The sequence below is a fragment of the Streptomyces sp. Ru62 genome (assembly GCF_002920615.1).
In the GTDB taxonomy this organism is placed as follows: domain Bacteria; phylum Actinomycetota; class Actinomycetes; order Streptomycetales; family Streptomycetaceae; genus Streptomyces.
The window spans coordinates 65,728-79,035 of record NZ_PQSU01000005.1; the positions used below are offsets into that span (position 1 = coordinate 65,728).

The 13,308-nt window shown below is 72.3% G+C and carries 8 protein-coding genes; 1 reads left to right on the top strand and 7 read right to left on the bottom strand.

From position 1 onward, the window contains the following. Positions 1-67: 67 nt before the first annotated feature. Positions 68-2,107: a TIM-barrel domain-containing protein gene (locus C3492_RS08340; protein WP_103811111.1), complete on the top strand. Its 2,040-nt coding sequence runs from the start codon at positions 68-70 to the stop codon at positions 2,105-2,107. A gap of 42 nt (positions 2,108-2,149) precedes the next feature. On the opposite strand, the gene C3492_RS08345 is transcribed toward C3492_RS08340, so the two are convergent. The 7 genes from C3492_RS08345 to C3492_RS08375 all read right to left on the bottom strand — a co-directional run bounded on the left by C3492_RS08345 (position 2,150) and on the right by C3492_RS08375 (position 13,070). Then, positions 2,150-2,863 (bottom strand): hypothetical protein, encoded by a 714-nt coding sequence (locus C3492_RS08345; RefSeq protein WP_103811112.1) that lies wholly within the window; start codon positions 2,861-2,863, stop codon positions 2,150-2,152. Between the two features lie 35 nt (positions 2,864-2,898). After that, complete coding sequence (locus tag C3492_RS08350) at positions 2,899-5,094, bottom strand: glycoside hydrolase N-terminal domain-containing protein (RefSeq protein ID WP_103811113.1); 2,196 nt, start codon at positions 5,092-5,094, stop codon at positions 2,899-2,901. Then, complete coding sequence (locus C3492_RS08355) at positions 5,091-7,061, bottom strand: beta-galactosidase (protein WP_103811114.1); 1,971 nt, start codon at positions 7,059-7,061, stop codon at positions 5,091-5,093. Before C3492_RS08355 ends, C3492_RS08350 begins: the two co-directional genes overlap by 4 nt. Next, positions 7,058-9,220, bottom strand: a complete 2,163-nt coding sequence (locus C3492_RS08360) for a sialidase family protein (RefSeq protein WP_103811115.1) — start codon at positions 9,218-9,220, stop codon at positions 7,058-7,060. Before C3492_RS08360 ends, C3492_RS08355 begins: the two co-directional genes overlap by 4 nt. A 183-nt stretch (positions 9,221-9,403) precedes the next feature. After that, positions 9,404-10,357 carry a carbohydrate ABC transporter permease gene (locus tag C3492_RS08365; RefSeq protein WP_181140264.1) on the bottom strand — a complete coding sequence of 318 codons (954 nt, stop codon included), beginning with the start codon at positions 10,355-10,357 and terminating at the stop codon, positions 9,404-9,406. Further along, positions 10,354-11,310: a sugar ABC transporter permease gene (locus C3492_RS08370; protein WP_258055578.1), complete on the bottom strand. Its 957-nt coding sequence runs from the start codon at positions 11,308-11,310 to the stop codon at positions 10,354-10,356. Before C3492_RS08370 ends, C3492_RS08365 begins: the two co-directional genes overlap by 4 nt. A gap of 53 nt (positions 11,311-11,363) precedes the next feature. After that, entirely contained in the window at positions 11,364-13,070 is a 1,707-nt protein-coding gene (locus C3492_RS08375) for an extracellular solute-binding protein (RefSeq protein WP_103811117.1), read from the bottom strand. Between the last annotated feature and the right edge of the window lie 238 nt (positions 13,071-13,308).

Here is a 13,308-nt window from a genome sequence, read left to right on the forward strand (position 1 = left end):
GCCCGCTGTCCCTGTCTGCACAACTGCCTGCTGTCCCTGTCTGCACCCCCAGCCTGAGGAGCATGCCGTGAACCAGCCTGTCGTCGCGCGGCCCAAGGTCAGTCTCGCCCAGTCCTCCCCCACCACCGGCACCTTCCGGGAGCGGGACGGCGCGCTGGAGTGGAGCGGCCGGCAGGAGACGGTGCGGATCGAGCCATGGGGTCCGGACGCGGTCCGGGTGCGCGCCCGGCTCGGCGGCCCGGTGCTGGAGGGCCTGCCGGGCGCGCTCCTCGACGCCCCGCCCGCCCGGGACGGTGTGGTCGAGCTGGGTGACGGCGAGGCGCGGATGACCGTCGGCGCCCTCACCGTCGAGGTGACCGCCGAGGGCCTGCTCCGCTTCCTGCGCACCGACGACCACACCGAGCTGCTCGCCGAGGAGCGTGCCCACTTCTGGTGGCCGGGCCCCCGCCTGTACACGGCGGTGGGCAACGGACACCACCGGCTGGAGCAGCGGTTCGCCGCCTACGAGGGCGAGAAGCTGTACGGGCTCGGCCAGCACCAGCACGGCCGGCTGGACCAGAAGGGCCTGGTGCTGGACCTGGTGCAGCGCAACGCCGAGGTGAGCGTGCCGGTGCTGGTCTCCAGCCGGGGCTACACCCTGCTGTGGAACAACCCGGCGATCGGCCGCGTGGAGCTGGCCGGCAACGGCACCCGGTGGGTCGCGGACTCGGCCCGGCAGATCGACTACTGGATCACGGCCGGCACCCCGGCGGACGGCCAGCGCGCCTACACGGCGGTGACCGGGCGTTCGCCGATGCTCCCGGAATGGGCGGCGGGCTTCTGGCAGTGCAAGCTGCGCTACCGCACACAGGACGAACTCCTCGCCGTGGCCCGCGAGTACAAGCGCCGGGGCCTGCCCCTCTCGGCGATCGTCTGCGACTTCTTCCACTGGACCCACCTCGGCGAGTGGAGGTTCGACCCGAAGGAGTGGCCCGACCCGGCGGCGATGGTGCGCGAGCTGGAGGACATGGGCGTCAAGCTGGTCGTCTCCGTCTGGCCGTCGGTGTCCCCGCTCTCCGAGAACCACGCGGTGATGGAGCAGCGCGGCTGGTTCATCGGCACCCAGTACGGGCCGGTGGCGCATGCCGACTGGCCGGACAAGGAGGTCGCCTCCACCGTCCAGGTGGCGTTCTACGACGCGACGAACCCGGAGGCCCGCGACTTCGTCTGGTCCCGCGTCCGCGACAACTACCTGATCCCGTACGGCATCACGGCCTTCTGGCTGGACGCCTGCGAGCCCGAGCTGAAGCCCGGCTTCCAGGAGAACCTGCGCTACTGGGCGGGCCCGGGCCTGGAGGTCGGCAACCTCTACCCGGCCGAGAACGCCCGCACGTTCCACGAGGGCCTGCGGGCCGGGGGCGAGGAGGTCATCACCCTCAACCGCTCCGCCTGGGCGGGCAGTCAGCGCTACGGGGCCGCGCTGTGGTCCGGAGACATCGGTACCGACTTCGCGACCCTGCGCCGGCAGCTCGCGGCCGGGCTCAACACCGCGCTGTCCGGCATCCCGTGGTGGAACACCGACATCGGGGGCTTCCACGGCGGCGACCCGGACGACCCGGCGTACCGGGAGGTGATGATCCGCTGGTTCCAGTTCGGCGCGCTGTCCCCGCTGATGCGCCTGCACGGATTCCGCGACCCGGGCATGCCGCTGGGCCCGGAGATGACCGGCGGCCCGAACGAGGTGTGGTCGTACGGCGAGGAGGCCGGCGCGATCCTGGAGCGCTACCTCCGCCTGCGCGAGCGCCTGAAGCCGTACGTCCTCACGGTCATGCGGGAGGCCCACGAGGAGGGCCTGCCGGTGCTGCGCCCGCTCTTCCTGGAGTTCCCGGACGACCAGGCGGCCTGGTCGGTGGACGACGCCTACCTCTTCGGCCGGGACCTGCTGGTGGCACCGGTGCTGACGGCGGGGGCGACGGCCCGGACGACGTACCTGCCGGCGGACGCGCGCTGGACGGACGCGTGGACGGGTGCGACGTACGAGGGCGGTACGGCCGTGACGGTGGAGGCGCCGCTGGACCGCATCCCGCTGTTCCTGCGGGACGGGGCCGAGCTGCCGGTCACCGAGTAGCCAGGAGGGGCCGGCTCCCGCGAGGGAGCCGGCCCCGTCGGCTCAACCGCTGCTGACCGTCAGGTTGTTGGTGGTGAAGTCCAGGCCGCCGGACGACGATGTGATCTCGTAGCCGAACTGGACGTCCCCGATGGTGACGTTGCCGAACCAGCCCTTCGTGTCCTTGATCCACTTCAGGATCGGCAGGATGTTCACCGTGCCGGAGCTGGAGTTGGAGCTGCGGATGAAGGAGAAGACGTCGTTGGAGCCGTTGTTGCCCTTGTAGACGGTCCAGGTGGCGCCGCCGAGGGTGACCGTGCCCTGGGAGGTGCCGAGCGGGCCGACGGCACCGGTCTTGTTGACCCAGAGCATGACCTCGTGGTCGTACCCCGTGTCCCAGATGTCGTACGACGTGTTGTACGCGCCGGACGCCGGGACGGTGACGTTGTAACTGCTGGTCAGCGAGGTCAGCGAGGTGATCGGCTTGTTGATCACCTTCTTGGCGTTGGGGTAGGACTTGATGCCGCCGGTGTTCGGGTGGTTCGCCCAGACGCCCCAGTTGGTGCCGGAGTTGGCCCAGACGCACTGGCTGCCGGCGCCGGAGCCCCAGATGTTGTTGTAGAGGGTGTAGCCGTTCAGGGTGGTGTTGCCCCACTGGTCGCAGGAGTTCCAGACGGCGGCGGAGGCGGGCGACGCGGCGAGGCCGACGGTGGCGCCCAGGGCGAGGGCGGGGGCGAGCAGGGCCTTGGCGACCCGGCCCAGTGTGCGTGTTGCCATGGTGTCCCTTCCATGGGTGGGGGGAGTTTCCTCGGTCACCGCGCCCCCAGGACGAGGACGCGGTCTTCTCCGGCGACGAGGTCGAGCGGCTCGGCGCCGGAGGAAGTCCGCAGTTCGACGCGGCCGGTGCGGTGGGGGCGCAGGACGGCCCGGGCGCCGTCCGGGCCCCAGGCGAGGTCGATCTCCGCACCGAACCGGGTGCGCACGCCCCGCAGTTCACCGCACGGGCACCCGTCCGGGACGGCGGGCAGCAGGACGAGCCGGTCCGCGGTGGACTGGACGAGCATCTCGATCAGCACGCCGGGCAGGGTGTGCGCGGCGTCCGCGTTGTAGACGTTCCGGCCCGGGTAGTGGGCGCTCATCAGGGAGGCGTGGAAGAAGTCGCCGTCGAGGACCCGGCGCAGGGCCTGGGCGGCGCGGCCCGCGTCACCGAGCCGGGCGGCGATCAGGGCGTGGTGCAGATGGCCGTGGGCGGAGTCGTTCCCGGGGCCGCGCAGTGCGAGCGCCCGCTGGGCGGCGGCGGCCAGGCGCGGGGTGCCGTACGGGGTGATCTCCTCCAGCGGCCAGCAGCCGTACAGGTGGCTGAGGTGGCGGTGGTCGTAGCTGTCGTCGAGTCCGGGCCAGGCCCATTCGGCGAGGGCGCCGTCGGCGTTGACGCGGTGCGGGGGCAGCCGGTCGGCCAGGGACCGCCACCTTCCGGCGAGTCCGGGGTGGTAGCGGGCCGCGGTGAGCAGGGTGTGGCGGGCGGCCGAGAGGTCCATGGCCGCGTTGACCGCGCCCCAGCTGCCGTTGGCGGGCCGGTTCTCGGGCGAGTAGGAGGGCACGACGACGAGGTGGCCGTCGGCGTCGGTGCGGGTGAGGAAGTCCTCGTAGAAGAGAGCCGCCTCGGCGAGGGCGGCGGCGGTGCGCGGATCCCGCTCGCCACGGATCTCGTCGTGGTCGACCAGCGGTTTGAGCAGCCAGTCGGCGCCGGCGGTCCACAGGTGCAGCGGGTACTCACGGCTGAAGTGGTACGCCAGCCCCGACTCGCCGTCGGTGTGCGAGGGCGCGACGGCACCCCGGGTGCCGAAGATCGCCCGGGCGTTGGCCCGCCAGTCGGGAAGCTGCCGTTCGACCAGCGTGGCCAGCGCCTCGGTGACCTCGGGCAGGGCGGCGGCGGGTGCGGAGGCGGTCTGGAGGTTGAGGTTGGCGTTCGTGGTGAACGCGCCCGACCAGGCGGTGTCCCAGTCGCCGGTCCACAGGCCGGTGAGCCGGGGCGGGAGCAGGCCGCTGCTGGAGAGCAGGTGGTAGCGCCCGGCGGCGAACAGCCGCTCCAGCAGGGCCGGGCTGTGCGGGCGCCTCAGCAGCTCGGAGCCGGGCAGGGCGCGCTCGGCCGGGTCGGCGCCGAGATCGAGACCCACCCGCAGATAGGCGGTGCGGTGCCGCTCCAGATGGCTGGCGAGGAGGCTGTCGTACGGCCGCTCGGTGCCGTCGAGCAGGTCCTGGAGCAGCCGGGCCTCGGCGGTGACGTCCGCCTCGCCGGTGTGCCGGCGCACCCGGGTGAGCAGCAGCACGGAGCGGGCGCCGGTGACGCGGACGCCCGGCGGGACGAGTTCGGTCCGGCCACCGGAGACGGCGACGAGGGTCACACCGGTGTAGGCGCGGTCGCTGTCCGGGTAGCGGGCGCGCAGGCTCAGCAGGGCGCCCTCGGGGGTGAGCAGCGTGCCGTGGCCGACGCGCAGCCCGGCCGGGGCGCCCCGCAGCCGGTGGTCCAGGCGGATGTCGAGGTCGCCCCCGGTGATCTCGTGCACGATCACGTCGTCGGCACGGGAGACGAAGACGCGGCTGACGGCGGAGGGGCGGGCGGCCGTGACCTCGCCGGTGGTGAAGTCGACGGCCCGGCGCAGGCCGCCGTGGCCGCCGGCCGCCGCTCCGCGCAGCCGGATCCGGAAGGCGGGGTGGAAGGGCTGCACCCACTGGAGCGGGCGGCCGTCCGTGAACCCCTCGGCGGCGGTGAGGTCACCGGCGAGCAACCGCGTCCGCACCGCCGGGAGCTGGGCGGCCAGCCGGGGCGGCCGGGCGTGCTCGGCTCCGTTGGGGCGGACCAGGGTGTGATGGGTGACGACGACCCGCTCATCGTTCGGGTCGCCGGACACGAGAACGCCGTGCCGGCCGTTGCCGCTCAGGAAGGCGTCCTCCCAGCGGGCGGCCGGGGCCGGCTCCCAGGTGCCGTGGACCGGCGTGCGGCTCATGACCGCAGCACCGCCACGCCGTAGCGGCCGAGGGTGACCGCGTCCGTGACGTCGGTGTCGCCGAGCAGTTCGCGATGGGCGCCGGGTACCTGGACGGTGACCGGCTCCCGCCCGTGGTTCAGCAGGAACAGCAGCTCGCCCCGGCGCACCGCCTCCACGGCCGGCGGGAGCCCGTCCAGCACCGGACGCACCCCCGCCCCGGCGGCGATGCCGGCCAGCAGGGAGCGCAGCGCCTCCGGCTCGGGCAGCGTGGAGAGGTACCAGGCGCGGCCCCGGCGCAGCACGGCGGGCATCCCGTCCAGCTCACCGCCCAGGTACGGCACGGTCTCGGCGGCCCCGGGCTCCGGCTCGATCTCCTCCGACCAGAGCGTCCCCCGGAAGCCCTCGCAGGCCACGGTCTCCCCCGCCTCCAGCGGCCACCACTCGTGCAGGGTGCGGATGCCGAACAGCTCGCGCAGCCGGGCGTCCATCCCGCCGGTCCGGACCCGGTCGTCCTCGTCGGCGACCCCGGTGAGGAAGCCGCAGACGAGGGTGCCGCCGCCCCGGACGTACGCGAGGAGGTTGGTGACGGCGGCGTCGGTGAGCAGGTACAGCTGCGGTGCGACGACGAGCCGGTAGCCGGACAGATCGTGTTCCGGGTGGGCGAAGTCGGTGGTGAGGTGGGACTCCCACAGGGCCCGGTGCCAGGCGGTCAGCACCTGCGGAAGGTCCACCAGCGTCGACAGCCGCCCTTCGTGGTCACCGGCCCACCAGGAGTGCCAGTCGTGCAGCACGGCCACCTCGGCGGCGATCGGGCGGCCGGCCACGTCCGGGGAGAGCCGGGCGAGTTCCGCGCCGAGCTGTCTGACCTCCTGATACGTGCGCCCCTCCGCCCCCGCGTGTCCGACCATGCCGGAGTGGAACTTCTCGGCGCCCTGCCGGGACTGGCGCCACTGGAAGTAGCAGACGGCGTCGGCGCCCCGGGCGACGGCCTGGAAGGACCACAGGCGGTTGAGGCCGCGCGGCTTGGGGTGGTTGACGCCCCGCCAGTTGACCGGCCCGGCCGCCTGCTCCATCAGCATCCAGGGCCCGCGCGCCTGAGACCGGGTGAGGTCCTGCACGAGGGCGCCGCGCTGTGCGCCCAGCGGATCGCGCGGGTCGGGGTAGAGGTCGACGGAGACGACGTCCTCCTCCTCGGCCCAGCGCCAGCCGTCCTGCCCGGTCCACAGCGGCATGAAGTTGGTGGTGACCGGGATGTGCGGGGTGTGCCGGCGGACGATGTCCCGCTCGGCGGTGTAGCACTCCAGGAGCATGTCGGAGGTGAACCGCCGGAAGTCCAGCACCTGGCCCGGGTTCTTCAGGTAGTGGGCGCGCCGCGGCGGCAGGATGCCGTCCCAGGTGTCGTAGCCCTGGCTCCAGAAGGCGGTGCCCCAGGCCGAGTTGAGGGCGTCGAGGGTGCCGTACCGCGCGCGCAGCCAGCGGCGGAACGCGGCGGCGGCCTCGTCGCCGTGGTCGAAGGTGCAGTACTCGTTGTTGATGTGCCACAGGGTGAGGGCGGGGTGGCCGGCGTAGCGGGCGGCCAGGTCCTCGGTGATGGCGGCGGCGTACCGGCGGTAGGTGGCGCTGGAGTGCGAGAAGTGCTGCCGGCCGCCCCACCACTCGGTCCGCCCGTCGGCGTCCCGGGGCAGGGTGTCCGGGTGCAGGCGGCCCATCCAGGGCGGTGGCGAGGAGGTGGGCGTGGCGAGGACGACCCCGATGCCGTGGGCGTGCAGGAGGTCCATCAGCCGGTCCAGCCAGCCGAACTCGCGTGCGCCCGGCTCGGGTTCGAGTTTCGACCAGGAGAAGACGCCGAGCGTGACGGAGGTGACCCGGGCGTCCTTCATCAGCCGGACGTCGTCCTGCCAGGTCTCCTCCGGCCACTGCTCGGGGTTGTAGTCGCCGCCGAAGAGGACGCGGCCCCGGGTGGCGTCGGCGAGGGTCGGTCTCACGCGGGCTCCCCGTACTGGATGCCCCGCCCGTTGGTGGCGAGGTAGACCCGGCCGTGGACGCGCGGGTCGCCGGTGACCGCCTGCCCGGTCCAGCCCCACTGGTGGGCGTCGTCGTTGACACGGACCCAGGTGCGGGCCTCGTCGTCGGAGCGCAGGACGGCGGGGGCCGAGTCGGTGACGCCGACCAGGTAGACCGCCGGGTAACGGGCGCCGGGCGCCGCCTTGCCGAACCCGAGGGTGTGTCCGGCCCTGACCCCGCCGACCTTCGCGAAGCGCGCCCCGCCGTCGGTGGACCGGTACAGCCCGTTCTCCTTGGTGCACAGCCACAGGTCGCCGGTCCGCCCGGGCGCCGCGGCCAGCTGGAACTGGCTGTCCCCTGACGGCAGTCCGGTGGCGCGGGCGGTGAAGGTACGGCCGTGGTCGGTGCTGGCGTGCAGGGTTCCGGTGTAGGCGTCGTAGGCGTAGAAGACGGCGGGGTCGACGGGATCGGCGACCGGTGTGGCCCCCTGGGGACAGGTGGGCACCTCGCTCCAGCCGGCGCCGCCGTCCGCCGACCGGTGGGCCGGCCCGTGCACGAAGGTCCACAGCAGCACGCCGCCGTCGGCGCTGACGGCGATCGGGCCGGGGGCGTCCTTGGCCGGGGCGGGCTGGGCGGGGAAGGGCGCCCAGGTGCGTCCGCCGTCGGCCGAGAAGGCACCGTTGCCGTGGTCGCCCCACCCGGTGCGGACGACGTACGACGGTTTCGCCGCCGCCAGCGCGAGGCCGGTGGCCGTGCCGAAGACGGGGTTCGTGGCCATGCCGCGCTTCGGGGACGCGGTGAGCCGCTCGTGGTGGAGCACCCCGATGTCCCCGTTACCGCTGATCAGGTGCGCCTCTCCGGCCGGTGGCGAGATCAGCTGCCGTACGGAGGTCTCCTCCAGGCCGCGGACGCGGGGCGCCCAGTGGACGAGGTCGCGGGTGCCGTAGACGGTGGCGCCGGTGCCGAAGAGGACGTGCGCGCTGTCGTAGGGGTCGACGGCGACGGCCTGGATCCACCAGCCGAACTTGGGCTCGTCCTCACCCCAGGTGAGGTAGGGCGTCTCGGAGACGTCGAGGACGGCGGTGTCCTTGAGGGAGACCCAGCTGCGGCCGCCGTCGATGCTCCGGTACAGGGTGTCGACGGCGGCCCAGCGGTTGTTGGTGGAGACGACGACGGTGCCCGGGCGGCGGGCGGCCACGGCGACTCCGCCGTAGCCGAAGGTGTCGGTGCCGCCCGGGACGGCCGGGGTGACGTCGGTCCAGGTGCCGGTCGCGGTGTCCAGCTTGTGCACGCTGCCGGTGGTCTGGCCGTTGGGGCCGGGCGCGTCGGCGTACGTCACGTACAGCGCGCGGGTGTGGGGGTCGTGGGCGGCGCGGACCGGGACCTTGGCGGAGGCGCCGGTGGGCTGTCCGGGGACGGGTTCCCAGGTGGTGCCGTCGGTGGTGCGGTACAGGTTCGGGTGCGCGGGGGTGCCGTCGCCGTCGCCCCAGCCGGCGTGGACGGTCCGGCCGGCGGCGAGCAGCAGGGTGACGCCCTGGCCGCTGTCGGTGGGGGTGACCGGGAAACCGGCCTGCCGCACCCAGGTGGCGCCCCTGTCGGTGGACTTGAGGAGGCCGTCGTGGCGGGTGCCGAGCCAGAGGGTGTCGCTGTCGCGGGGGTCGACGAGGAGGCGTTCACCGGTGCCGCGTCCGTCCTCGTTCGCGCCGAGGCGTACGGGGAGGTCGGTGCGGTGCCAGGTGCCGCCGCGGTCCTCGGAGCGCAGGAGGGCGCCGTTGCCGGCCCAGGGCTGGGCGTAGGTACCGAGGGCCAGGTACAGCCGGTCGGGGTGGGCCGGGTCGACCGCCAGGGCCTCCACGCCGAGCAGGTTCCAGTCGTCCCAGCCGAGGTGGTCGGTGAGGGGGGTCCAGCGGGCCGTGTCCTGGTCCCAGCGGTAGGCGCCGCCGATGTCCGTGCGGGCGTAGGCGAGGCCGGGGGTGGTGGGGTGGAAGAGGATGCCGGTGACGAATCCGGTGCCGCCGATCACCACGGTGCGCCAGCGGTACGCCCGCCGCTCGGCCGGGACCGCGTGGACGGGGGCGGGGAGACCGGCGAGCGCGGCGCCGGCCGCCGTTGCGGCGAGGACGGTTCTGCGGGTGGGCATGGGGATACCTCTGTTGGGGTGTCTTGGTCGGTGGTCCGGTACTGGTGCTGGGCGAGGTGGGGACGCTTGCCGCGAAGCCGACGCCGGCTGCGGCTCCCCAGGGGCGCGGGGAACTGCGCGAGCAACCCCCACCCACCCGCAGTCGCCGACGAGACCGCACCGCCCCTCCGCGGAGACGCCCCGTCACCCCTTCACCGCCCCCGTCAGCATCCCCTTGCGGAAATGCTTCTGGACGAACGGCGACAGCACGGCGACCGGCAGCAGGGCGAGCACCATCACCGCCATCTGGATGGCCAGCGGTGACAGCTGTCCGGTGTTGATCTGGGCCGACAGCCCCACCGGCCGTTCCTGCTTCTGCACCAGCTGGATCATCACGTTCTGCAGCGGCATCATCTTCTGGTCGGTCAGGTAGATCGACGCGTTGAACCAGGCGCTCCAGTACCCGACCGCGTAGAACAGCGTGATCACCGCCAGCACGGCCCGGGACAGCGGCAGCACGATCCGCCACAGGATCCGCCAGTCCCCCGCCCCGTCGATCCGCGCGCTGTCGACGAGTTCGGGCGAGATGCCCATGAAGAATCCGCGCAGCACGAGGATGTTGAAGACGCTGACGGCGCTGGGCAGAATCAGGGCCAGGTAGGTGTCGGTGAGGCCGAGCGCCTGGACCAGCAGGTACGTCGGGATCAGCCCCGCCCCGAAGAACATCGTCGCGAGCAGGGTCATCAGGATCCAACGGTGCCCCAGTGAGCCCCGGCGCGAGAGGCCGTAGGCGCACAGCACCGACACCGTCATGCTGAACACCGTGCCGACGAGTGTCACCCCGACGCTGACCAGCGCGGCCCGCTGCACCTGCCCGCCGCCGAGGAGTTCCTGGTAGGCGACGAACGTGATGCCCTTGGGGATCACCACCAGTCCGCCGGTGTCGTCGATGACCTTCTTCGGGGACAGGCTGGTGACCACCACGATCCACAGCGGGAACAGCACGGCGAAGCAGGCGATCCCGAGGACCAGCCCCTTGGCGGCGAGTCCGGCCTTCGCAGGCTCCTCCTCCCAGGACGGCCGGGGCGGGGCCGCCCACCGGCTCCGCCTCCCGTTCCGCTCCGGTTCCACGAGAGGCCGGTCGGCCACGGCGCTCACTTCTCGTACACCCCCTGCTCGCCCATGAGGTGGGCCACCTTGTTCGCCACGAGGACGAGGGTCAGTCCGACGACGCCCTTGATCAGGCCGGCCGCCGCCGCGTAGCTGAAGTCCTGGTTGCGGATGCCGTTCCACCACACGTAGGTGTCGAGCACCTCGGAGGCGTCCGGGCCGACCGCCTGCCGCTGGAGCAGGAACTGCTCGAAGCCGACGGTGAGGGCGTCGCCGACGCGCAGCACGAGCAGCAGGGCGATCACCGGCCGCAGCGCGGGCAGCGTGATGTGCCACATGCGGCGCCAGCGCCCGGCGCCGTCCATCGCGGCGGCCTCGTACAGGTCGGTGGAGACGGCGGCGAGGGCCGCGAGGAAGACGATGACGCCCCAGCCCGCGTCCTTCCAGACCATCTGGGCCGTCACCAGGTACTTGAAGACCGAGGGGTCGGTCATGACGTCGAAGCCGGAGTGCCCGTGTTCGCGCAGGGTCTGCGCGAGGACGCCGGCGCCGCCGAAGATCTGCTGGAAGACGGTGACGACCAGCACCCAGGAGAAGAAGTGCGGCAGGTACAGGACCGCCTGGGCGACCGCGCGCACCCGGGGCCGGATCACGCTGTTGACGAGCAGGGCCAGCGCGATCGGGACCGGGAAGTACAGCACGAGCTGGAGGAGGAACAGGACGAAGGTGTTCTGCACGGCGTGCCAGAACTCCGCGTCCTGGAAGACGCGTTGGAACTGCTCGAAGCCGACCCAGGGGCTCTGGAGGACGGCGACGAAGCCGTTGTCGCTGAGGTAGGGGTCGTAGTCCTGGAAGGCGACGACGTTGCCGAGGATCGGGACGTAGTTGAAGACCAGGAGCAGCAGGACGACGGGCAGGGTCATCAGGATGAGGGTGCGGTCGCGCCGGAACCTGATCCTCAGGCCGAGCTTCCGGCGTCCAGTGCCGGTGGAGGACACCACAGCGGCCCCCTCCCCCGCCTTCGCCCCGGCCCTGCTGCGGGGCACGGTGCTGGTCACTTCGCCGAGCCGGTGGAGTCGAGCAGCTTGCGGTACCAGTCGCGCAGGTCGTCGCCGCCCTGCTTCTTCCAGTCGGAGACCGCCCGCTGCACGTCGCCGATCTTCTTCCGGCCGCGTACGACGTCGTCCTCCAGCTGCTCGAAGTCGTCGGCGAGGTTGGACCAGCGGCTGGGTTCGGTGATCGTGAGACCGTAGAAGGAGGACTTCTTGGTGAAGGCGCCCATGCGCTGCTGCCACTCGACCATGCCCCGGGTGATCTCGGGGAGGTCGGGGTGGGCGACGTACGCGGCGGGCTTGCCGGTGTAGTCGAAGGCGCCGAGGACCTCGTTGACGCCCTTGGTGGTCTTGGTGGGCACGCCCTTGTCCAGGGTGAAGTCGGTGCCCTCGACGCCGTATTCGGCGAGCAGGCGCTCCTTGGTGCCGAACGGGGCGGCGCAGAAGTTGGCGATGGCGAGAAAGTCCTTGATCTTCTGCTCGGACGCCTTCCTGTTGACGAAGGTGAAGATGTTGGAGGGCTGGACCGCCCACAACAGCGGGTCGCCGCCGTCGTGGGTGAAGACGTCCATGGCGGCCATCTCGAAGTCCCGGTTCTGGGTGCGCTGTTCGGAGGTCTTGCCGAACCAGTCGGAGAGGTCGTTGTTGTAGACGAGGAGCTTGCCGGCGGTGAAGCGGACACCGGCCGGGTTGGCGGTCTTGCCGGCCTTGTCGTCGGGGTGGACGACACCGGCGGCGAACAGCTTGCGGGCCCATTCCAGGGCTTCCAGGTACTCCTCGGTCTCGATCCGGTTGACCAGCTTGCCGCCCTGGAGGTTCCACCACAGCGCCTTGTCGCTGCCGTTGAGCACGCCGAAGGCGTTGAAGGCGGTCCACTTCATGTCGGCGCAGGCCCACACCCCGCCCTTGGCGTCGGTGGCCTCCTTCGCCCAGTCCAGGAACTCGTCGGTGGTCCTGGGCGGTTGCCAGCCGCGCTTGTCGAAGACGTCCTTGCGGTAGAAGGGCGCGATGTTGGTGACGTAGGGGGCGGGCAGCGGGATCGCCCGCAACTGGCCGCCGAAGATGGAGCGCTGCCAGGCGTCGGTGGGCACGGCGGCGAGGTTGGGGTAGTCCTTGACCTTGTCGCCGGACAGGTAGGGGCCGAGGTCGGCGAACTTGGCGTTGATGGCGCTGGGGATCTTGCCCATCAGGTTCCAGCCGGGGACGACCACGACGTCCGGGATGTCGCTGGAGGCGAGGACCGCGCCGAGCTTCTCGTCGTAGGTGTTGCCGTCCTGGTTCTGCCAGCGGGTCCGGACGCCGATGGCCTCGTTCATGGCCCGGTAGTACGGGTTGTCGTTGTCCGGTGGGGTGCCCCACAGCGGGGCCATGACGGTGAGCTCGCCGCCGCTGCCGAGCTTCTTCGGTACGGAGGTCTTCAGCCGGTCGAGGGCGACGGCCTTGGTGAAGCCGGCCGCCGAGCCGTTCTTCGCGGGGATGTCGGGGGCGACGACGCTCGACGCGACGTACGCGGGGAGGAGCTTGCGCGCCGCCTTGCCGGAGGTGGTGCCTTCCTTGCGGCCCTCCTGCCCGCCGCCGCAGGCGGTGAGCAGCGGCGTCCCGCCGGCCACGGCCGCGGCGGCGACCGCGGTGGAGACGAGGAAGCTCCTCCTGCTGGGGGAGCTTCTCCGGCTGGGCGCGGAGGAGGCGGAGGCGGCGTTCGGCGTCATTGCGTCAACCCTTCATGGCGCACCAGGACACCCGGCGGGTGGGCCGTCGGCTGCGGTGTCTTCAGTGGATCCGGCTGAGCGGAAGCGCGCTGCCGTCACAGGCGGTCGAGGCAGTCGAAGCGCTTCGAAGTTGCTGCGAGGTTAAGTGAACACGTGGGGGCGCACAAGGGTCGCTCCCAAGATTCCTGCCGATCTCCCGAACCCCGTGCAGGAGTTGGTCATCCCGTGCCGTGCCGGT